Origin of the sequence: Pontibacillus litoralis JSM 072002, from assembly GCF_000775615.1 — a bacterium.
Lineage (GTDB): Bacteria > Bacillota > Bacilli > Bacillales > BH030062 > Pontibacillus > Pontibacillus litoralis.
The window spans coordinates 16,866-39,046 of record NZ_AVPG01000011.1 but is presented as its reverse complement, the minus strand read 5'-3'; the positions used below and the strand labels follow the sequence as shown (position 1 = coordinate 39,046).

The 22,181-nt window shown below is 38.4% G+C and carries 27 protein-coding genes; 9 read left to right on the top strand and 18 right to left on the bottom strand.

The features are described 5' to 3' along the window. The first annotated feature begins 94 nt into the window (after positions 1–94). On the top strand, positions 95–460 hold the full coding sequence (locus N784_RS08590; RefSeq protein ID WP_052127214.1) for a hypothetical protein: 366 nt from the start codon (positions 95–97) through the stop codon (positions 458–460). 54 nt (positions 461–514) lie between these two features. Here N784_RS08590 and N784_RS08585 read toward each other — a convergent pair whose 3' ends face one another. After that, positions 515–2,008, bottom strand: a complete 1,494-nt coding sequence (locus N784_RS08585; RefSeq protein ID WP_036834149.1) for a leucyl aminopeptidase — start codon at positions 2,006–2,008, stop codon at positions 515–517. A 269-nt stretch (positions 2,009–2,277) separates the two neighbouring features. On the opposite strand from N784_RS08585, the gene N784_RS08580 reads away from it, so the two are divergent. Further along, on the top strand, positions 2,278–2,754 hold the full coding sequence (locus tag N784_RS08580; protein WP_036834148.1) for a divergent PAP2 family protein: 477 nt from the start codon (positions 2,278–2,280) through the stop codon (positions 2,752–2,754). Between the two features lie 54 nt (positions 2,755–2,808). Here the strand turns inward: N784_RS08580 and N784_RS08575 are convergent, their stop codons facing one another. From N784_RS08575 to N784_RS08565, 3 genes are all read right to left on the bottom strand, one after another. Next, a complete protein-coding gene (locus N784_RS08575) occupies positions 2,809–3,501 on the bottom strand; it encodes a 3D domain-containing protein (RefSeq protein ID WP_036834147.1) in 693 nt (230 codons plus the stop codon). 123 nt (positions 3,502–3,624) lie between these two features. Then, positions 3,625–3,936 carry a YuiB family protein gene (locus N784_RS08570; protein ID WP_084600203.1) on the bottom strand — a complete coding sequence of 104 codons (312 nt, stop codon included), beginning with the start codon at positions 3,934–3,936 and terminating at the stop codon, positions 3,625–3,627. A 167-nt stretch (positions 3,937–4,103) separates the two neighbouring features. Then, positions 4,104–5,324, bottom strand: a complete 1,221-nt coding sequence (locus N784_RS08565; protein ID WP_036834145.1) for an NAD(P)/FAD-dependent oxidoreductase — start codon at positions 5,322–5,324, stop codon at positions 4,104–4,106. A gap of 301 nt (positions 5,325–5,625) precedes the next feature. On the opposite strand from N784_RS08565, the gene N784_RS08560 reads away from it, so the two are divergent. After that, positions 5,626–6,615, top strand: coding sequence for an NAD(P)/FAD-dependent oxidoreductase (locus N784_RS08560; RefSeq protein WP_332307848.1), 990 nt, complete (start codon positions 5,626–5,628; stop codon positions 6,613–6,615). A gap of 49 nt (positions 6,616–6,664) precedes the next feature. Here N784_RS08560 and N784_RS08555 read toward each other — a convergent pair whose 3' ends face one another. From N784_RS08555 to N784_RS08535, 5 genes are all read right to left on the bottom strand, one after another. Beyond that, on the bottom strand, positions 6,665–7,027 hold the full coding sequence (locus N784_RS08555; RefSeq protein ID WP_036834144.1) for a HesB/IscA family protein: 363 nt from the start codon (positions 7,025–7,027) through the stop codon (positions 6,665–6,667). Between the two features lie 167 nt (positions 7,028–7,194). Further along, the gene (gene lipA, locus N784_RS08550) at positions 7,195–8,142 is read right to left on the bottom strand and encodes a lipoyl synthase (RefSeq protein WP_036834142.1); all 948 of its coding nucleotides are present in this window, start codon (positions 8,140–8,142) and stop codon (positions 7,195–7,197) included. Positions 8,143–8,173: 31 nt separating this feature from the next. Beyond that, on the bottom strand, positions 8,174–8,992 hold the full coding sequence (locus N784_RS08545; protein WP_036834141.1) for a lipoate--protein ligase family protein: 819 nt from the start codon (positions 8,990–8,992) through the stop codon (positions 8,174–8,176). 169 nt (positions 8,993–9,161) lie between these two features. After that, positions 9,162–9,398, bottom strand: a complete 237-nt coding sequence (locus N784_RS08540; RefSeq protein ID WP_036834140.1) for a YuzB family protein — start codon at positions 9,396–9,398, stop codon at positions 9,162–9,164. An 86-nt stretch (positions 9,399–9,484) separates the two neighbouring features. After that, positions 9,485–9,808 carry a YuzD family protein gene (locus tag N784_RS08535; protein ID WP_036834138.1) on the bottom strand — a complete coding sequence of 108 codons (324 nt, stop codon included), beginning with the start codon at positions 9,806–9,808 and terminating at the stop codon, positions 9,485–9,487. Positions 9,809–9,945: 137 nt separating this feature from the next. Between N784_RS08535 and N784_RS08530 the strand changes: the two genes are divergently transcribed. Then, on the top strand, positions 9,946–10,224 hold the full coding sequence (locus N784_RS08530; RefSeq protein ID WP_408633514.1) for a NifU family protein: 279 nt from the start codon (positions 9,946–9,948) through the stop codon (positions 10,222–10,224). A gap of 121 nt (positions 10,225–10,345) precedes the next feature. Here N784_RS08530 and N784_RS08525 read toward each other — a convergent pair whose 3' ends face one another. The 6 genes from N784_RS08525 to N784_RS08500 all read right to left on the bottom strand — a co-directional run bounded on the left by N784_RS08525 (position 10,346) and on the right by N784_RS08500 (position 17,236). After that, positions 10,346–11,572 (bottom strand): dicarboxylate/amino acid:cation symporter, encoded by a 1,227-nt coding sequence (locus tag N784_RS08525; RefSeq protein ID WP_036834136.1) that lies wholly within the window; start codon positions 11,570–11,572, stop codon positions 10,346–10,348. Between the two features lie 179 nt (positions 11,573–11,751). Then, entirely contained in the window at positions 11,752–12,651 is a 900-nt protein-coding gene (gene thrB, locus N784_RS08520; RefSeq protein WP_036834135.1) for a homoserine kinase, read from the bottom strand. Beyond that, complete coding sequence (thrC, locus tag N784_RS08515) at positions 12,651–13,712, bottom strand: threonine synthase (protein WP_036834133.1); 1,062 nt, start codon at positions 13,710–13,712, stop codon at positions 12,651–12,653. Before thrC ends, thrB begins: the two co-directional genes overlap by 1 nt. After that, positions 13,712–15,013, bottom strand: a complete 1,302-nt coding sequence (locus N784_RS08510) for a homoserine dehydrogenase (RefSeq protein WP_036834131.1) — start codon at positions 15,011–15,013, stop codon at positions 13,712–13,714. Before N784_RS08510 ends, thrC begins: the two co-directional genes overlap by 1 nt. A gap of 190 nt (positions 15,014–15,203) precedes the next feature. Further along, positions 15,204–16,169: a 2-hydroxyacid dehydrogenase gene (locus N784_RS08505; RefSeq protein ID WP_036834129.1), complete on the bottom strand. Its 966-nt coding sequence runs from the start codon at positions 16,167–16,169 to the stop codon at positions 15,204–15,206. A gap of 74 nt (positions 16,170–16,243) precedes the next feature. Then, a complete protein-coding gene (locus N784_RS08500; protein ID WP_052127213.1) occupies positions 16,244–17,236 on the bottom strand; it encodes a protein kinase family protein in 993 nt (330 codons plus the stop codon). A 160-nt stretch (positions 17,237–17,396) separates the two neighbouring features. On the opposite strand from N784_RS08500, the gene N784_RS08495 reads away from it, so the two are divergent. Next, positions 17,397–17,897 carry a phosphatidylglycerophosphatase A family protein gene (locus N784_RS08495; protein ID WP_036834231.1) on the top strand — a complete coding sequence of 167 codons (501 nt, stop codon included), beginning with the start codon at positions 17,397–17,399 and terminating at the stop codon, positions 17,895–17,897. A 52-nt stretch (positions 17,898–17,949) separates the two neighbouring features. Here the strand turns inward: N784_RS08495 and N784_RS08490 are convergent, their stop codons facing one another. Together N784_RS08490 and N784_RS08485 are read right to left on the bottom strand one after the other, a co-directional pair. Continuing rightward, positions 17,950–18,720, bottom strand: a complete 771-nt coding sequence (locus N784_RS08490) for a TIGR01457 family HAD-type hydrolase (protein WP_036834128.1) — start codon at positions 18,718–18,720, stop codon at positions 17,950–17,952. 23 nt (positions 18,721–18,743) lie between these two features. Next, entirely contained in the window at positions 18,744–19,190 is a 447-nt protein-coding gene (locus N784_RS08485) for a DUF86 domain-containing protein (RefSeq protein ID WP_036834127.1), read from the bottom strand. 140 nt (positions 19,191–19,330) lie between these two features. Here N784_RS08485 and glpX point away from each other — a divergent pair, with 140 nt between their 5' ends. The 3 genes from glpX to N784_RS08470 all read left to right on the top strand — a co-directional run bounded on the left by glpX (position 19,331) and on the right by N784_RS08470 (position 20,951). Beyond that, positions 19,331–20,308 carry a class II fructose-bisphosphatase gene (gene glpX / locus N784_RS08480; protein WP_036834125.1) on the top strand — a complete coding sequence of 326 codons (978 nt, stop codon included), beginning with the start codon at positions 19,331–19,333 and terminating at the stop codon, positions 20,306–20,308. Positions 20,309–20,323: 15 nt separating this feature from the next. Then, a complete protein-coding gene (locus N784_RS08475) occupies positions 20,324–20,593 on the top strand; it encodes a DUF3055 domain-containing protein (protein ID WP_036834123.1) in 270 nt (89 codons plus the stop codon). A 76-nt stretch (positions 20,594–20,669) separates the two neighbouring features. Further along, positions 20,670–20,951, top strand: a complete 282-nt coding sequence (locus tag N784_RS08470; RefSeq protein ID WP_036834121.1) for a hypothetical protein — start codon at positions 20,670–20,672, stop codon at positions 20,949–20,951. A 31-nt stretch (positions 20,952–20,982) separates the two neighbouring features. Here N784_RS08470 and N784_RS08465 read toward each other — a convergent pair whose 3' ends face one another. Further along, positions 20,983–21,258, bottom strand: a complete 276-nt coding sequence (locus N784_RS08465; RefSeq protein WP_036834120.1) for a YutD family protein — start codon at positions 21,256–21,258, stop codon at positions 20,983–20,985. Between the two features lie 157 nt (positions 21,259–21,415). Here N784_RS08465 and N784_RS15970 point away from each other — a divergent pair, with 157 nt between their 5' ends. Continuing rightward, a complete protein-coding gene (locus N784_RS15970) occupies positions 21,416–22,096 on the top strand; it encodes a YhcN/YlaJ family sporulation lipoprotein (RefSeq protein WP_052127212.1) in 681 nt (226 codons plus the stop codon). Positions 22,097–22,181 lie beyond the last annotated feature (85 nt).

Below are 22,181 nucleotides of genomic sequence, written 5' to 3'. Positions count from 1 at the left end.
AATTGACTTTTTTTAGATCTCTTTACTCTACAACCTTGAAGTAGCACAGAAATAACAGATAATCATATAGTGAAAAGCAGGAGGTGATCTACCCGTGTATTTACCTTTTTACTATGATGTATGCTATCGATCTTCACCGATTTTCCCCAACGTTCTCCACATGCGTAATCACTCATTCCCACAAATCAACACAAAACCATTGATCCAATCAGCAACAGCATTCCAATCGTTATTAAACGATGCCCGTTTAGTCACCCATACGTTCATGCAATCCCATACTTACGCTTGTCAATTAATGAATGCAGCACAACAATCCAAACAAGATGAAGTAAAACAATTGATAAAAAGTGCAGGCGTAAAGCATCCATTTGATATTCAATACAACCCTGATTATTTACATGTAACATTTAAAACGGAACAAAATAAATGTTGCAAACTAACTATGACACTACAATGGTAACGACCAAAACGTTTTTTTGAGACTATTTTGGTCGTTTTGTAGTATTTTTCCTAGTTATTTTCGTAATACATATGAGGCAAGTGTTCGAACCATTACTCCTGTAGGACCCTTTGGACCAAGATCATAAGACACCTCTGATTCTGATGTTCCTGCTATATCTAAGTGTACCCACGATGTGTCATCAGCAAACTCAGCTAAAAAGGCTCCAGCCATAATGGCATGTGCTTTTCTTCCTGGGGAGTTGTTTAAATCGGCAATAGAGCTAGAACGAACTTGCTCTTGATACAAGTCATTATATGGTAGTTGCCATATATGCTCCCCTGCTTGCTTAGAAGCGCTCTCTATCGCTTGATACAATGTTTCATCATTCGTCATTGCACCAGTTACTTGATCTCCTAAAGCAACGACAACGCCACCTGTTAACGTCGCAACATCGATAATGCTACTCACTTGATATTGCTTTTTGGCATATGTGATGGCATCTGCTAACACTAATCGACCTTCCGCATCTGTATTTAATACTTCTATTGTCTTTCCACTCATCGATGTAATCACATCATCTGGCTTAAAAGCGGATCCACTAACCATGTTATCTGTTGACGGGATTACAGCTACTACGTTTTGTTTCGGTTTTAAGCGCCCTATGACATCCATTGCACCTAGAACAGCCGCAGCTCCTCCCATATCCCCTTTCATGCCGACTATGCCATCTTTCGGCTTTAATGAATAGCCACCTGTATCAAACGTAATTCCCTTTCCTACCAATCCAGTAACATCATCCCACACTTCTCTTCCTTGATACTTTAATACAATCATTTTAGGTGGCTCTACAGACCCTTGATTAACAGCTAATAATGCTCCCATTCCTAGCTGCTCCATCTCTTGCTTATTTAAAAATTCTACTTCAAAACCGTACTCTACCGCCATCGTTTTCGCATATTCAGCTATATCCGTTGCGGTAAGTAAATTACCAGGGATTTGAACTAGCTGACGGGCTGTGTTCACCCCATACCCCATCGCTCTCCCTTTCTGTATAGCATGATTAATCGGTAAGGAAGCTTGATCACTAAGCAATGTAATACTCTCTAACATAATTGCCGGTTTGTTATTCCCTGATTGATATGTATCAAATTGGAAAGGTGCTACAACCATTGCTTCTGCCATCACTTCCGCTACTACTTCAGCGGAAATCTCATCCGTTACAAAACTATCAAGAACGATAGACGTCTCTGTTATTTTGTCTTTTTGTAACTGTTTAAACAATGCTCCTAGAGCAGATTTCAAACGTTGATTGGTTAGTTTTTCTTTCTTTCCTAATCCTAGAATATAAATACGTTTTGTTTTTATTTTGTTTAACGTAAACACTTTAGAGACAGCTTTATAGTGATTCGATACATCTCCATCTTGTATGTATTGATCTAACGCACCATCTAAAGCATCATTACATTGACTATAAAAAGGTTGCTGCTGTTTATTCTCTTCATAGATTGCTAATATGACAGCTTCCTTTTGAGTAAACATTTCACTTGTTGGTTTAATTTCAAACATTGTATGAAACACCTCCTAATTCTATTATACAGATATTCCATGTATAAATGGAGTGAAAAGGCTTTATCTACCAACTATTAGGAACATCTTATTCCACTTATGGTATAATAAACGCAAGTACATTAACGTAATCCCTTCATTATTAACACAATCTTCATAATAATTTTACGTTTCACAGACGTTAACATTAACCGAATGAATTACTATCATGTTAAAATAATAAGCGTACAAAAAATGACGCTACGATTTAGAAAGGATGACGAACGAGCATGGGACTCTTCACCAATTTTCCTCTTCTGGCGGCACTTACTGCTATTGTATTTGCCCAAGTAGTAAAAATCCCCATTCACCTTATAGCAACAAAACAATTAAACACACAACTGGTTTTTTCTACTGGTGGTATGCCAAGTAGTCATTCCGCTGCCGTAACCGCTCTTGCAACAAGCATTGGATTAGAAAACGGATTTCATTCTAATCTATTTGCCATGTCATGTGTATTTGCAATTATTGTTATGTTTGATGCAACCGGAGTTAGAAGGCAAGCCGGGGAGCAAGCTATCGTGTTAAATCAACTTGCTAAGGATTTTACTCATTTGGTCGAAGAGGCTAAAGTATGGAATAAGAAAGAACAATACGAAAAAAGGGAAGAGTTGAAGGAACTATTAGGGCACCAACCTATTGAAGTATTCTTTGGTGGCGTGACAGGTATATTGATTAGCGTCATCTTATTCACTACTCTTTATTAAAACAACAATAACACGGGATGTCACCATAGTATGAATGGGACATCCCGTGTTTTATTATTCTTTATTCAAAATCCGCTGTCTAAATACTTGTAGTGCGTTCTCTTCATTTAATTGTTGTAACGTTTCTTCTGTTAAAGTTCCGGCACCTTTTTTCACAACGTACACTTCTACATCTTTTTTTCCCCATTCCGTATACACATCGTCAACGGTTTCATAATATAGATCAATTTTATTACCGGTAATGGCTGAACCTTTATCTGCAACAACTCCATAACCATATTCCGGAATAAACAGTATTGTGCCGATTGGAAAAACATCCAAATCCGCTGCAATGGTCGAATATAAATCTCGTTTCACTTTCACACCAGAATACGTAATTCCATACAAAGGATGACCTGGCTTCTTTCCTGTTGACTCTATCCCTGCTGTGTATCCAGTTGCTGTTACTTGAACAGAACGGTACGATGACAAATCAATCGCCTCTTCTAAACTAGCGGGCCCCTGTACCGTCTGACTAGATATATATCTCATATCTGTAACCGCATGCTTTAATCCTTTATTCTTTAATGCTACTTCCCGTTCCCCCTGCTCATCAAAGGACAAAAATGTTTCTTCCTTCGCCTGATTCAACCAATCACGTAATTCAAATGCAGATACATTGGTAACAAACATAAACGAAGATATCATTGCGCCCATCCATAACATAGTCATCATCATTCTCTTTGTAACGAGCTTAACATTTTTCATTGGATAACACCTCACTGAATGTCATCCTGTCCAACCTCCTACATTTTTATACATAACCCCTTCTAATTTTCAGACAAATAAAAAAACCCTAGCCTTCTAAAGAGACTAAGATTTCTTCGTAACTTAGAACATTTGATAACCACGAGCGCGTAACGTTTTAATGACAATTCCAGAAGTAATGGCTCCGACTAATCCAGATGTTAATATAATATAATCAATAACATATAAATTTGTAAGATGACTTATAGCCGTATTTATTGATTCATTAAACGAAATAAAGTAATCTGCAATTGATATTTCATCAACGATAAAAACAACAATTAGCGGATACACGAAAGCTACTAACCATGTTTGTCTTAATAACATATTTACTAAAAAAGAAATACCAAAGAATAAGACAAAAAATAATACAACGGATACGACCACTTGGATAATATTCAATGAAGCTTCCTCCCTCTACTCATACACTAGCACGTCTTATACGAATCCCCATCATATTTTATAATGACTTTCCTTCTAATACAAGATTCTTGCCTTTACACCCGACAAAAAAAGCAAAGGTGTAAGTAAGCTGCCACCTTTGCTTTTTGTTTGATTATCCCTTATTTAAAGATGTTGAATTTACCTTTTTTCAGTAGTAAACCTAGACCACCTAATTTCAGCAAGTAACGGTTATCAATGATTTTCTTCATAATAACTGCTGACATTCCGAATAATTTCTTGCCGCCGAATACAACTCCGATTGCTTGTCCATGTCCAAGAGAAGCAACAGAACCTTTCAGATCTGGCTTAAATGCTTCTAATTTATCTCCACCTTGTACAAGTGTCTTCAAGTTATGAGCAGTTACTTCCGCCTCTTGCATTGCAATTTGTGCTGTAGGTGGGTATGGACGACCTGTTTCTTTGTTCATGACTAACGCACAATCTCCAATAATAAATACATCATCGTAACCAGGTGCACGTAAATCCTCCCCTACTGTAATACGTCCACGAGCAGATTCAAATCCTGCTTCTTCCACTAGAGAGTTACCGCGTACACCAGCTGCCCATACTACGTTTTGGGAAGGGATTTCCTCTTGTACGCCGTCTTTTTCAACAAGTACGCCATCTGCAGATACTTGCTTCAACATTGTACCTAGCTTAAATTCTACCCCTTTACTTTCAAGGTAGTTCATTGTATATTCAATTAACTCTTCATCAAAACCAGGCAAGCAAGTTGGGGCTGCTTCCACATTAATAATACGTACCTTCTCACGAGGAATATCGTATTCTTTACAAAGCTCTGGTACTTTGTTTACTAACTCACCTACATACTCAATACCAGTAAATCCAGCACCGCCTACTACGATGTTCAATAATTCTGGGCGCTCTTCCTTCTCATTATTATATCGCGCAAAATTATATTCAATGTGTTGACGAATAAGACGAGCACTATTAATGTTGCCAATAGTAAAGGCATGCTCTAACAATCCGGGAATACCAAATGTTGCCGCTTCAAATCCAAGAGATACAACCAGATAATCGTATGTAAGCTCTCCATTTTCCAGCTTAATCTTTTTCTCGTCTTGTTCAATTGCAACTACTGTATCTTGAACTAGGTTCACTCTATTAAGATTGACAACATCAGCAATCTTAATGCGTGTACGATCGTGGTGTAACGTACCAGCAGCGTTTTCATGAAGCCAAGTAGTTTGATAATGATAGTCATGCTTGTTCACTAGAGTAATTTCCGCATCATTTGTTCCAAGCATTTTCTGCAATTTCACAGTAGTAATCATACCACCATAACCAGCACCTAGAATGACGATTTTCTTTCTGTTCATACGTATCACTTCCATTTAATTATTTTTGAATGCGCTTTCTTGTGACAAAATTCACGTTTAAAAGCATAAAAAAAAGCACTACTACAACTACACTCTAAATTGTCATAAATTCGTAAAATAATTTCTAAGCATAATATTAGTCGTTTTTTATAAAATTTTCAACCCTTTCGTTACATTTTGTCTACTTTCAGATATTTCAAATAGTTTCACTAATATTAGATTTTTTGATATGATGAACCTTGTATATAAGCTTATTATGATAGAATACTCTTTAATATATATTGAAATGGAGGAATCAATTGTGTCTGACCAAGTATATGATATAACGATTATCGGTGCAGGTCCTGTTGGGCTGTTTACCGCATTTTATGGTGGTATGCGCCAAGCAAGTGTGAAAATAATCGAAAGTCTTCCTCATTTAGGTGGACAACTTTCTGCGCTTTACCCCGAGAAATATATTTATGATGTTGCCGGCTTCCCAAAAGTGCGTGCACAAGAGCTTGTGGACAATCTTGCCGAGCAAGCAAATCAATTCAACCCTGCCATTTCATTAGAAGAAACAGTGGAACAAGTTGAACGTTTAGAGGACAATACATTTAAGCTTACGACGAATCGTAGCGTTCATTATTCGAAAACCATTATAATAACTGCAGGAAATGGAGCCTTCGCACCACGCAAACTTAAAATAGAAGAGTGCGAACGCTTTGAAGGAAAGAACCTGTATTACCATGTAGATGATATGAAGAAATTTGCCGGCAAAAATGTTGTCATTTGTGGTGGTGGAGATTCTGCGGTGGATTGGTCATTAATGTTGGAGCCGATTGCGAATCAAGTAACGCTAGTACACCGTCGTGATAAATTCCGCGCTCATGAACACAGCGTTGAGCAGCTTCACAATTCAAGCGTGAACATCAAGACACCATACACTCCAGAACAAATTATTGGGGAAGATAGCATTGAACAACTTGTATTGAAAGAAGCGAAAGGGGACGCTACCGAAACAGTAGATGTGGACGCATTAATTGTCAACTACGGATTCGTTTCTTCTTTAGGTCCAATTAAAGAATGGGACTTAGAAATTGAGAAGAATAACATTGTCGTTAATACAAAAAATGAAACGAACATTCCAGGCATATACGCTGCAGGAGATATTTGTACCTATCCTGGTAAAGTAAAACTGATTGCTTCTGGATTTGGGGAAGGCCCAACCGCTGTAAACAATGCAAAAGCGTATATTGATCCAAAAGCGAAAGTACAACCAATGCACTCCACAAGTCTATTTGCCCAATAAATGACCTAACAAAACCGCCTAACGCTTTAGAGCATTAGGCGGTTTCCTATTAACAACTTTCATCAGGCGTACCCGCGTTTTTGGCTGTTTTAAAGGAAGATCCACAACCACAGTTAGCAATCGCATTCGGATTGTCGATGGTGAATCCTCCTCCCATCATGTTCTGTTTAAAGTCAATTGTTGTACCTTGGACGATTGGTATATCTTGAGCGTTCATAACGACCGGAATACCGTTCACTTCAAATGTTTTATCTAGTTCCTCATTTAATTCAGTATCAAATCCCATTACATAAGAGAGTCCTGTACATCCCCCACCTTTAACACCGAAACGTAGACGAGTTTGGTCTGATTCTTCTTCTTTCATCATTTCTTTAATTTGCAAGCTTGCATTTTCAGAAATATGAATCGACATATGCGTCCCTCCTTACGTCTTTCTTACTTGTAAGTATACTAACAATTTAGCTAGCTCGCAATTTTATTACCTGTTCGAGCAAATGGATTGCAGAAATGGATGTAATCATTTAGCTACTACTATAAAAAGAGGCCCTCCTATTCATGAGAACCTCTTCAACCAATGGATTAGAATTTTAATGTATCCAGCTTCGTTTCCGTACTTTCTTCATACCCTTTCATATATTTAATACGGCGCTGGAGAGACGTTTCATTAACTTGTTCATCCGCATGATAGGAGGAGCGAACTAATGGACCAGCTTGACAATGTTTGAACCCTTTTTCCATAGCAATTTGTCGCAACTCTTCAAATTCGTCTGGATGATAATAACGTTCTACTTTTAAATGTTTCTTTGTCGGTTGTAAATACTGACCAATTGTCATAATATCAACATCATGTGCTAACAAATCATCCATCGCTTGAACGATTTCTTCCCTCGTCTCACCTAGTCCAACCATTAGACTTGATTTCGTCGGTGTATTTGGGGATATTTCTTTTACACGCTTTAATAGTTGTAAAGAACGATCGTAAGTAGCTTTAGAACGAACTCTCGGTGTTAGACGACGAACCGTTTCTATATTATGGTTAAATATGTCTGGTCCTGCGTTCATTAACATGGATAAGCTTTCATAATCTCCCTTCATATCAGAAGGTAAGACTTCTACTGTACAGCCTGGTTGACGACGATGAATAGCTTTTACAGTTTCGGCAAAAATGTAAGCTCCCCCATCCTTCAAGTCATCCCGAGCAACTGCTGTAACTACCGCATGCTTTAAATCCATGAGTTCTACAGACTCGGCTACTTTTTCCGGTTCTTGCATATCCAGTTCATTTGGCAATCCCGTTTTTACGGCACAGAATCGGCAACCACGTGTACAAGTATCCCCTAAAATCATGAAGGTTGCTGTCTTTCTTTCACTCCAGCATTCATGAATGTTCGGACACTTTGCTTCCTCACACACCGTATGTAAATTACGCTCACGCATAATTTTCTTTAAGCGATTGTATGATTTGTTCGTTTTAATATCAATTTTTAGCCAATCTGGTTTTCTAACATGCTCTTCTTTCTTAGACATCGTGTCACTTCCCTTTCTTTAGTTGCATTTTTTAACGAGCATATGTCCATTCATCATTTAAATAACGCGTTTCCATTAACTGATACACTTCTTGCATTTGCTGATCTGTTAAGGTGTAAGGTTGTAATTGAATATTCAATCCTCGCTCAAACCCGCGCTTAAAAGCAGTCTTCACTTCTTCATAAGATAGTTTCCGCTCGGCTACCTCATTTATTGCTACTGCCTTGGTTCCAAACGCCTTGCGAGCTCTTTCTTTCACGCGTTCATTCGGATAAATAAACATATCAAATAAAGTAACTTCATCTACTTCAATTGGAATAGAGCCATGCTGCAAAATGACTCCCTTCTGTCTCGTTTGTGCACTTCCCGCCGCCTTTCTTCCTTCCACAATTAACTCATACCAGGAAGGCTGATCAAAACATACTGCTGATCCTGTTTGTTTCAGTTTCCCTTCAGGTATCGAAAATTCTGCTTTAATATGCAACATCCTGAAACCTTCTAATAAACCTTGCGAAATAACTCTGTATGCTTCTGTTACAGATGCCGGCATTGATTCGTAATTTTCAGACACAATTACACTATACGTAAGCTCCTGGTCGTGTAAAACAGCTCTCCCACCTGTTGGACGACGAACTACTTCAAAGCCATGTTGATGTACTGCATCTACGTCAATTTTCCCTTTACTCTTTTGGAAATAGCCTAATGATAATGCGGCAGGTTCCCAACCGTAAAAACGAATAACCGGAGGAATATCTCCTTGGCTATGCCAATTCAATAACACCTCATCTAACGCCATGTTAAAAGCAGGTGAAGCATGGCCAGAGTCGATAAAATACCATGTATGTTTCATCCTTTATACCTCTTTCTTGTCTTTGATATGTTCACCTTAAAGCGTTAATACATATTCTAACAAGAAATTACCCTTTATGTAAATATTACAAGATTACACGATGAAACGATCATTTGTTATACGATTTAGAATAACAAACAACGCAAGCGATATTACACCGCTTGCGTTGTTAGAACAGGGGATTCTCTTCTATGTGTTGATATACATTCTCTACTAATTGTTCAGGTGTTTCTGCTGTTACTCGATCCCCATTTACAAGCGCAAAAAGGGATTGGGTGCATAAGCCACAATGACTTAAACATCCATATTCTATTACATCAAGATCTAGATCCTTTTCTAGCTCTTCTTTAGCTCTTTGAGATCCGCTTGCTAAATTACTAATACAAAATTCAATAATTGGATTCATCTTGTTCACCTCATTTTACGATGAATCCCCTACTCAACGCTATATCATAACACATCCTATATTGAAAAGAAAGAAGTAATAACTCTCTATTCTTTCGGTAATACACCGCTGCTTTCTAACTTTTGATAAATGACTTTTAGCCTTGGATTACCTTCACCTATCACTTCCCCATTTAACACAACTAATGGATAAAAGTACTCTTCTTGTTCAATTTTCTCAATAAAATGTTGATGTTCTTTATCTGTTTGTCGTTGTTCAATATCTACATAGACATATTGGATTTCATGCGTTTCATACTTTCTATTAATAGCTGCTTGCAACCACTCATATGTGTCATAAGCTCCTGGTGCATTGACACAACTTGCACATTTCGTTTTTGCCCCATAAACCGTTAGTACTACTTTGTCCACTCCTATCCCCTCCGTTAAAAAATACCCTACCACTCTATTTTACAAAAGGTCATCCAAAAGTTAAAATGAAAATAGTTCTTATAAAATTCGCATAAAGAATAACCGTTGCCTTTTGCTCGTAATTTTGGTACTATTCGATAGATTTTTCAATTAGAACACTATATAATAAAGCTATAGAAAGGAGTAGATGGATGATGAACGAACAAGTACAAGAAGTATTAAATAAACTTCGTCCATTCTTACTACGCGATGGTGGGGACGTTGAGCTTGTGGATGTGGAAGATGGGATTGTCCGCCTTCGATTAATGGGAGCATGTGGAAGTTGTCCTAGTTCAACTATTACGCTTAAAGCTGGTATTGAACGTGCACTTGTAGAGGAAGTACCTGGTGTGAGAGAAGTAGAACAAGTATTTTAATCCAAATGAACTATACAAACTTGTAGAATCGTTTCTACAAGTTTTTTTATTGTTAATAAACGACTCCATCCCCTTTTTAGTAATGAGACAATGGAGTCGTTTGCCTATTATATTTATAATGTTATGCTGATGGTATTTCCTCTTCTCTTCCTCGTTCTGAACGAGCAATAATGAACGCAGCTGCCGCATCTCCTGTTACGTTTACAGATGTTCTACACATATCTAGAATACGATCAACACCTAACACGAGCGAAATAGCTTCAACAGGTAGCCCTACTGTAGTAAGAACCATGGAGAGCATGATAAGCCCTACACCTGGTGCACCCGCAGTACCAATACTAGCTAATGTCGCAGTTAATACGACGGTTAACATTTCTGTAAAACTAAGATTTACTCCATACATTTGTGCAATAAACATTGTAGCTACCCCTTGCATGATAGCGGTTCCATCCATGTTGATTGTTGCACCTAATGGTTGCACAAATCCACTTACACTTTTTGGTACATTAAGATTTTCTTGAGCTACTCTCATGGAAACAGGTAATGTTCCTGAACTACTAGATGTACTAAATGCAACAATCATGGCTGGAGAGAATTTCTTAATAAAGATAATTGGATTTATTTTTCCTAGAACAGCTAAAGCAGAACCATAAGTGACAAATAAATGGACAAGCAACGTTAATAAAACAACGAACATATATTTAACCATGCTTAGTAGCGCACCAGCTCCTTGACTAGCAACAGCATCTGCGATTAACGCAAACGCACCATATGGAGCAAATTTCATCACAACTTGAACTAAGTACATTAATAATTCATTGGCTTGTTCAAATAAAGCATAAATTCGGTCACCTTTATGGCCAATTTGAGAGAGACCGAACCCGATGAAAATAGAAAACGCTATAATTTGCAACATCTCCCCTTTAGCCATTGCATCAATTGGATTTGTCGGAATAATATTGATAAACGTCTCTACTATCGTAGGAGCTTCTTCTGCTTCGAAGCTTCCCACCTCCATTGGCTTCACTCCAGCTCCAGGTTGAAATACAGCACCTAATGCTAATGCTAATGTTAAAGCGATGGCTGTCGTTATGATAAAAAAGCTAATCGTTTTAAAACCAATTCTACCTAACTTCTTTGGATCACTTATTCCAGCTGTTCCTAAGACTAAAGAAACAACTACAATAGGCACCACCAACATTTTAATTAAACTTATAAATATTTGACCTAAAGGATATAATACATATTTTTGGGAGACATCATATATATCGCCTCCAATAGTGTTGAGAGACAATCCAACGATGGCACCAAGTACCATTGCAACTATTATCTTCTTGGTTAATGACATCAACAACTACCTCCAATCATATCGATTCCACAACTAAAAAAAGTACTCACAATTATGAATTATATATGAACTTTATCCCTTTACACAATACTTTTTTACAATAATTGCTTTAATAGCCAATGTTTCCAATAAAAAAAGGCGCCTGAAGTAATCTCAGAACACCTTGTTTTTCTTTTCATTTATTCACTTACTAAATAGTCTACTCCTTTATTATCTTGCTGGAGAAGAACACATTGATGCGATAGAAAGGTGCGTGTTACTTGATCCTGGATTTCTGTCGCACATGTTGTTGGAACCATGGAAAGCACCGTCGGACCAGCTCCACTTAAAAATGTACCATAGGCTCCTTGTTTTTTCATAAAGGATTGTAATTCATCAAAGCGTGGAATAAGTGATTTGCGATAAGGTTGATGGAAATAGTCCTTCTCCATCATCTTTCCGGCTAACTCCCAGTTGTGCTGAGCAAGGGCGGCAACTAGTACATTAGCAACAGAACTCGCTGACACAGCTTCTTGATAAAGCAATTGGTTTGGCAATACTCGTCTTGCCTCGCTTGTTTTTAGTTGTTGATTGGGAATAAGAGCGAGGAAAGAACAACCTTCTACCGACAATGATTGTACAAGTACTTCTTCCTCTTCTACATGAGCAATGACACAACCGCCAATAATAGATGGGACGACGTTATCAGGATGCCCTTCCATTTTAGTAGCAATGGATATTTTTTCATGAGTTGATAAATGCAACTCATATAAGTAATCGGCAATTTCAATTCCTGCTACAATCGCTGCTGCACTACTCCCTAGCCCTCTTGCCAAAGGTATATCGTTACTCACTTTAATAGTAGCTGGAGGTAATGGGCCTTTATTGTATTGCGCTCCAACTTGTTGCGCAGTTCGCACGATTAAATGATCATCTTGATCGACAACGCCTACTAGATTAGGTGTTAATGCTTCAAAATGAAGGGAATCAGCAGGATAAATTGTAATGTGTAAATACAGATTTAATGCAATACCAATGGAATCAAAGCCAGGACCTAAGTTAGATGTACTTCCAGGGATGCGAAATGATCTACTATTCATTAGGCGTGCACTCGTCCTTTTATAGCTGACATCACAATATCTTGATTATTCGGAAGTACTTCTGGCTTTAGGCTACTCGTATCTATTGCTGTTTGTGGGTCTTTTAATCCGTTCCCTGTTAACACACAGACTACCGATTCACCTTGCTTGATTTTCCCTTGACGTAGCGCCTCCCACAATCCTGCTATAGAAGCACATGAAGCAGGCTCTGCAAATATCCCTTCTTGCTTAGCTAGCCATTGATAAGCTGTCACTATTTGCTCGTCTGTCACTTCATCGATTATTCCATTCGACGCCTCTGCTGCCTGCACAGCTTGACGCCAACTAGCAGGATTTCCGATTCGAATAGCTGTAGCAATCGTTTCTGGCTGCTCAATAACTTGATTATGAACAATAGCAGCCGCTCCACTCGCTTCAAACCCCATCATTTTTGGCAACTCTGTTTGATGGTGCTCATCATACTCCACAAAGCCCTTCCAGTATGCTGTAATATTCCCTGCATTACCTACTGGGATACAGACGTAGTTGGGAGCCTTTCCTAATTGCTCACATATCTCAAAGGCTGCTGTTTTCTGTCCTTCAATGCGAAATGGATTAATCGAATTCACTAATGTAAAATCATCCGTTTCACTAAGCTGCTTCACAATATGAAGTGCATCATCGAAGTTTCCTTTAATGGCAAATATATCTGCTCCATACATAACTGCTTGCGCTAACTTACCTTGAGCAATTTTCCCCTCTGGAATAACGATGACACAACGCAATCCTGCTCTTGCAGCATAAGCAGCAGCTGAAGCAGATGTGTTACCAGTGGAAGCACATATAACTGCTTTGGCTCCCTCCTCTTTTGCTTTAGCCATCGCCATAACCATTCCTCGATCTTTAAAGGAACCAGTAGGATTGGCTCCTTCTATTTTGGCATACGCTTGAATTCCAAATTGTTCAGACAGCTTTTGTAAAGGGATTAATGGTGTATTCCCTTCTTGTAAAGAAAGCAAAGGTGTTTCACTTGTTATCGGTAAATAGGATGAATATTGTTGTAATAGTCCCTTCCATGTCATTAAGCTTCTCCCTCACCTTCCACACGATAATAGCTATGAATGCCATTAATCACTTGTAAGCTCTCTAGTTTGTGCAATACGTTATCAATTTGCTCTTTACTTGCTTCATGTGTAATCAAAACAATTTCTGCAGTTGCCCGACCTTGTTTAGGCATTTGCAATATTTTATCAAGACTTACCTTCTCTTCCGCAAATACGGACGTAATCGCTAAGAAAGTCCCTGTTTCGTCGTCTGCTTCTAAGCGAAAGAAAAATTTAGAATAGATTTCACTGCTATGTTTTAATTTCGTTTCAAATTGTGGTTGAACAGATGTCTTTCCTGTCACCCCTAAGCGAATGTTCTTCACAACATCCATTAAGTCTGAAACAACAGCAGTAGCAGTAGGTAATTGTCCCGCTCCTGGGCCGTAAAACATCGTTTCGCCTACCGCTTCTCCATATACATACACCGCATTATATTCATCTTTAATGGATGCCAATGGATGATGATGTGGAACTAGTGTTGGCTGCACACTCATCTCAATCTTTCCTTCATCACGGGAAGCGATGCCTAGCAACTTCATTGTATAGCCTAACTGTTCAGCATAAAATAAATCATCATACGACATGTCACGTATTCCTCGAACGTCTACATCTTGTAATTGCACAGACATCGAAAATGCTAGCGTTGATAATAAGCTCACTTTTCTAGCTGCATCTAACCCGTCGATATCAGATGAAGGATCTGCCTCTGCATATCCTAACTGTTGTGCTTCAAGCAGAACATCTTCAAAGGAGCGATTTTGTTCAATCATTTTCGTTAAAATATAATTCGTCGTACCGTTCACAATCCCCATAATTTTATGAATGCGATCGGAGGCTAAACCATCTGTTAAAGAACGAATAATCGGAATCCCCCCCGCAACACTTGCTTCATAACGAACATCACACTCATTTTCACTTGCAAATTGCAATAAAGAGGAACCATAAATCGCCATCATATCTTTATTCGCTGTGACGATATGCTTTTTATTCTGTATTGCTTTTTCTAACACTTCATACGTTTCTTCAATTCCACCCATTACTTCCACGATCACATCAATATCTGGATGCTCCACCAACTCCTCCACTTTATCTGTAAGTAATGACAGCGGAATATTTCCTTCTCTTTTTTTGTCCATATTATTCACTAATATTTTCTTTACTTCAATTGGATAACCAATTTGATGAACAATTTCATTTTGATGTTTTTGCAAAATTTTAACAACACCAGTACCTACTGTTCCTAGTCCGCACAAACCGATATTAAATGTTTTCTGCATTGTTACCCCTCCGTTTGTTCTCTCCAAAAATACAATCGTTTATATATAAAGGACATTATAACGGGGATTACTAGTAAATACAATAGGTTTTTTGAATATTTATTTTCTTTAAATAATTGAGTGTGATCTTACACAGACAAAAAAACCTGCACTCGACTGTTAGGAGTACAGGTTTTTTACAACTTTAAGATTACTTCACTTCTGTTTTCGGTTGTTGTCCACTTAACACAAGATTAATATTCTCTAAACATAGATGCATCATAGCTTGACGGGTTTCAACGCTCGCTGATCCGATATGAGGGAGGGCAACGACTTGTTTTAACGTCAATAAGGGATGGTCATTGGCAATCGGTTCTTTTGTAAATACGTCTAACCCAGCTCCGGCAATGTCTCCAGCTACTAGTGCTTCATATAAATCTTCTTCGACGACATTCGCTCCTCTTGAAGCATTAATAAACATAGCGGATGATTTCATTGTTTGAAACGCTTTAGCATTAAACATTCCTGCAGTTTCTTCGGTGAACGGAGCTAGGCAAACAACAAAGTCGGACTGTTGAAGAAGTTCCTCAAATGATACGTATGTAGCACCTAATGCAGACTCTGCTTCAGTATCTCGACTACGGTTGTGATATAACACGTTCATATGGAAACCTTGTGCACGGTGAGCAACTGCTCGGCCAATACGTCCCATACCAACAATACCGATTGTTTTATGGTGAATGTCTAGACCGGCTAACAATAAAGGAGCCCAATTCTCCCAATTGCCATTTCTAATATGATCCGATGCCTCGATAAATCTTCTAGCAGTAGCCATTAACAAGCCAAACGTTAAGTCTGCCGTTGTTTCCGTAAGCACATCTGGTGTATTCGTAACGATAATTCCTTTTTTCTGCGCTGCTTTCACATCAATATTGTCAAAACCAACAGCTAGATTAGCGATTACTTTCAGCTGCGCGCCTTGCTCTAATAATTGCTCGTCAATGCGATCACTTAGCATCGTAATCAGCGCATCTGCTTTAGCTGTTTCTTGTATTAAAATAGTTCGATCTACTGGTTTCTCTTCAGAATCCCACATTTGAATATCCCAATTAGCACGAAATGGTGCAATAATTTCTTCAGGTAAAGTCCGAGTGATAAAAATATACGGTTTCTTCATATTAGATATCCTCCTAGCGTAAAAACATACTCTCACAGCAATGATAGCATAGAGACTATCAATTAGCACATTTCTCACACAATCCAATCAATTGTCGGGATTTTCAATTCATTCACATCTATCTGCATTGATTCGAAGAACCGGCCCAACTTCTCTTCATACTGCACTTGCTTTTGTAACATTTCCTCCCATTGTTCCTCTTCCCCATTTTCCATCGTATCTTGCTCATGAAACCATTCGTTTAAACGATCAAATAAGTGAATAGGAAACAATAGGCGCGCATAAACTAACCTCCAGCTAAATACAGATAGAGGACGGATAGATGCGTAATCATGCATAAAAGCTGCAATTTCCTTATATCCATCTGAATAACTGTCATGTAAATAGTATCGAATCCATTCCGCAATATCTCGAGCCGGATGATCAAACATGACTTGCTGATGCGGTGCTACTTGTAGAAACGTAGCTTCATTTATTCGTTGAAACGTACACGTTCCCTGGTCAAACTCTCCATATCGGAAATCTTGCTCACTTTCCTGTAAGTATTGCAACGCATTTTCCGCAATTCCTTCTACATATGGATACGTTTCTACAAACAACCTTTGAAACGCAGTAGCTGGATGACTATCCCACTGCTTTTTGTAAACGTTCGTCCATGCATCTACTTTTTCTGCCCATAGCGTTCTCCATTGACCGTAGCAGGAGATATGTTGTGGTTGATATGGATAGTTGGTACCAATGTTATGAAACATAGCTAGGCTAGTTCCTGGAGATTGAGAAATAGGCGGCAGTGCCAAAGCACCAAGCGAAGATAATACATACTCAGCTTGATCAATCGTTACCTTTAGTCCGCCTTCCGTTGTAAATATTGGCATTGTGATATATGGCCAATCATTCCTGTGGAGAAACTCACATATAGTACGCTGTTCTATCAATTCTTCATCCGTAATATGATTAGCAAGAGACAATCCGACCGGTCCCTCACCGCTTTCATAACAGTGCATACCAAATTGCTCCCACTTACGCCCAAACGTAAACGGGTATTTCTCTTGCCACTTCTCTTTCATACTATTCACCTGCCATTTTTTTATCCTATTTGTAATATATTTATGTATCGTGGGGAAAAGAAGAACAAAAGGAGAAACACTACACACATTCATACGTTTGATTTCATAAAATAAGGTTATACAGTATAAGACAGACTAAAAAGAGGAATAGGTGATCATTATGGAACAAGCTCGCATGACAAAACAAGAGAAAGTTGCCCGCGAATGGCTCAAAGAGCGTGGGGTTAGCATAGAGGATATAGGTGAACTCGTCTATTATTTACAAGAAAAATACCATGATCAACTTGAAATGAAAGATTGTATATACAATGTAGAACGGGTCGTTGCAAAAAGAGAGGTTCAGAATGCTATTTTAACCGGTATCCAGCTTGATAAGTTAACGGAACAAGGCATGCTAGATGAACCGCTACAACAAATCATCGAAACAGATGAAGGGTTGTACGGTATCGATGAAATCATTGCTTTATCGATCGTCAACATTTATGGCTCCATTGGCTTTACGAACTATGGGTACATTGACAAACAAAAACCCGGCATATTAAAGCAATTAGACGATAAATCAAAAGGTTGCCATACGTTTTTAGATGATATTGTCGGAGCCATTGCAGCAGCGGCTTCTAGTAGGTTAGCTCATAGCATGGATAACGGAGACAGCTTATAAAAAACATGCCGCCAGGGTGGAGTGTACAACCTTGGCGGCATTAAAATCTTTATTACATATTGCTAATCCATTCTTGTAGCGTAGCAATTGTATAAGTGGGCTGTTCCTCCATTTGGGATAACTGCTCTTTTGAAGTTACACCTGTTTGAACGTGCAACGTGTCAAGACCTGCATTCATACCAGCTAGAATATCGGTATCATAATTGTCACCGACCATTATGACTTCCTCTTTTGCAAGTCCAATCACTTCTATGGCTTGTTCCATAATAATGGATTCTGGTTTCCCAATAAACGTTGGCTCTACTTGTGTAGAAGTGCTCACAAGCGCCGTCAAAGATCCATTTCCTGGTAACATCCCTCTTTCTGTCGGAATTGCAATGTCACTATTCGTTGATAAGAAAGTTGCACCTTCCCGAATAAGTAAACACGCTTTGGCAAACTTTTCGTAAGTGATATTCCGATCAAGACCGATAACAACGAAATCACACCGCTCCTCTACAATCTCATGACCTGATTGCTCTAATGCTTTGACTAACCCTTCTTCCCCTATGACATATACGCGAGCGTTCTCTTTTTGTTCCTTTATGTAGCTTGCTGTTGCCATGCTAGACGTGTATATTTGTTCAGCAGTTGCGGGAATATCGAATGAATTCAATTTATCCGCTACTTGCTGCTGCTCTCGGGTAGAATTATTCGTAACAAATAAATGAGGAACTTTTTTTTCGTTTAACACCTTCACAAAATCTGATGCGGCTTCTATTTGTTCTTCCCCTTTATACATCGTTCCATCTAAATCAATTAAATATCCTTTATATGATTTCATCGTTTATCTCCTTGTGCGAATAATTATTGTGCTGAATCATTTGTAAATGCAGAAACAGGACCTAATTCATTATGTAAATAACGGCGAATATACGTACTAAACTGCGCTAATATTTTTGCGTTCTTTTTCATGATTTCAAGCATGTTTCTATGATTAATGGTCGTGTACTCTCTCACTAAAGATTTTCGTAATGCAATGATTTCTTTATAAGCTACTTCTTCTTCTGATGGAATGACTTGCTCATCTATTAAAATGTCAATAATATCCTCATAACTACCAGGGTCTCGCATAATAAAGCCATCAATCATCATATTCCCTACATCAATTATACTTTCAATGCTCATTTGCACGATTCGTTCCAATGCTAAACGCTGCACAGACGTATCATACGTTTCTTCCTGCAACATATGTACTAATTGATCCATATACTGTAAGGTTGACTCTATTTTAGAACGTTCGACGAAATACATGCATCATCACTCCTATTCTTTAGTTTCATTAAGGCTTATCATATCATATTCTAATGATTTATTTGTGAAAGGGTATTTAAGTTTTTACGACTTTTCTGCTATAGTATATAAGGAAATTACAGAAGCGGGGGAAAAGAATCATGGAACGTGAATTAGCCTTAGAATTAGTACGTGTAACAGAAGCAGCGGCAGTACGCTCTGCTCAATGGATGGGAAGAGGGAAGAAAAACGAAGCAGATGATGCAGCTACAACAGCCATGAGAACGATGTTTGACTCTATTTCCATGGATGGAACAGTCGTCATTGGCGAAGGCGAACTCGATGAAGCACCCATGTTGTACATCGGCGAGAAGCTTGGAAATGGGAACGGCCCCGCAGTTGATATTGCTGTCGATCCATTAGAAGGAACGAATATCGTAGCGAAAGGCCACAACAACGCCATGACCGTTATTGCTGTCGCTAAGCGCGGGGCATTGTTACATGCACCAGACATGTATATGGAGAAAATAGCAGTAGGAAAGCACGCAAAAGGGAAAATCAATATAGATGACCCAATTGAAAAAACAATTGATATAGTAGCAGAAGCAAATAATAAACGAATTCAGGATTTAACCGTGATTGTACAAGAACGTCCTCGTCACGAACAATTAATTGATCGCATTCGCGCGAAAGGTGCACGCGTTAAACTATTTGGGGATGGAGATGTCGGCGCATCAATTGTCACATGCTTACCGCATACAGGGATTGACTTATTCGTCGGAACTGGTGGTGCACCGGAAGGCGTTATCTCTGCTGCTGCAGTGAAGTGCTTAGATGGGGATATGCAAGCACGGTTAGTACCTCAAGATGCCACGGAAATACAACGTTGTATGGATATGGGCCTTGAAAATCCTACTCAATTGCTTACAATGGACGATTTAGTAAAGAGTGAAGATGCATTCTTTGCAGCTACTGGTGTTACAGAAGGAGAACTACTGCAAGGCGTGAAATTTTTAGGTGGTGACCTTGTAGAAACAGATTCAATCGTCATGCGTGCGAAAACAAAAACGGTCCGATTTATTAAAGCTAATCACCACATTAATAACAAACCTTACTTAACTTCAACCGAACTTACCTAAGGGGGAATCTATTCAATGGCGAAGGAAAGAATAGTATTACAAGATGAACAGGAACAAGTATCAACACGGTTCGTAAGCTTTATGGCTTCATCCCATCGATATGAATTAGCTATTTTGACCTGTGACCGCTTTAATGGAAAAACAATGGTCATAGATTTAAATAGCGACCATTACGGCATGTTGAACAAAGAAGATGTACAAAGAAACGGTGTGATTGAGCACACATTCCATTTATCTGAAATGGAAGCTGAAGAGCTAAAGTCCTTTTTATCAGATACCTTGTAGCCTTCCATTGAATCGTATTTTTTCAAGTTATAAAGAACCCTCCTTTGCTTACACTAAGCTTAAGGAGGGTTTTATCATGCCGAATAAAGATCATGAACAATACTCAGACTTCGCTAATGTGGAAGCGATGCGAAACTACCTTGTCCCTGAACAAATGCCAGAAGGCCCATATGGTGCACCACGGAATAAACACCAGCCAGTGGAAAATAAAAGCACACCATGGCGAGACAATCAGCGATACTATAGTGCTTTTAACTATGAATATAAAGGGCTTCATGAAGATTTGCCAAGGCAAGACCCAGGTTCACATCCAACCCATGATTCCCCAGATAAAGATGTCAAACCAACAGAAGAATAAATAGAAGGAGTTGGATTATTCCCAACTCCTTCTATTTATCCACTTTCTTCATTACGAAATAAGCACAGCCAAAATTACAGTATTCATACAAATAATCATCTAACGTGCTAATTTTTGTATCAAAATTTGCTTTTGGATTTTGATCATCAAAAAAACCACGCAAACGCAATTGACCATATCCCCAATCGCCAACAATAAAATCATACTTACTTAAAATATCACTAAACCGTTCTTCTACTTTATCTTGTTGAAAGCCTTCCTTCTCTTCATGAATAACTTTATATACTTTCCCTTTAATCTCAATCACATGAATCACCTCTTATATAGTCTTTAGTGTATCATATTTTGGATATATTGACTTTCTACTTTCATTTTTGGGCAACAATTTCTAGCATGAAATCATTTGTTTTACAGAAGCTATGCAAGAAGGGAGAGCTAATTTTAAAAATAAAGGAGTGTGGCCATTGAATTATAAATCATGGTTTATAACCTCTGCATTAGCAACCACTTTTCTTGTAACGGGTTGTGGAGCCGATGAAGCGATGGACATTGATAAAGCAGATCAATTCAATGCAGCAGGTTATTATGATAGTGAAAAAAAACAAGAAATGACAAATGAGCGAAACGGCTTACATGACAACAATTATTTAAATACGACGGAAAATTATAATTACATGTCTGTTAAGGATGACACAAACGAGGAAACAGATCGCTTAGGCTATACTCGTCACAAAGAAGAACAAGTAGAAAACGACATACGCTACGGTGTGATGCAACGTGAGCATGTGTCCGATTTAATTACACGAATGATTCTTCAAGGTGAAGGAATAGAGGATGCTGCCACTCTCGTTACTGCTTCAGAAGCCTTAATTGCTTATACACCGAACGGCGAATTATCAAGGGAAAAAGCCGCCGATTTAGCAAAGAAAACAGCGCTGTCTGTACTGCCACGTTATTATGAAGTATATGTAACCGATGAGCCCAACTTTCATCAAGACCTCGCTACGTTAAGTAAATTATCAACCAAAAGTGATAATTATAATAGTTCATTGGAATCCACGATTGAACAAATGCGTCAGTCTCCTCAAGGTGAATCCATGTACAATGATGAAACGAAATCACACAAAGATAAAAGAAATATGTAACGAAAAGCCAGCTTAAATGCTGGTTTTTTCATAAATATTTACCAATAATGTTTTTTGCCTTTTACCACACACTATACGTAGACAA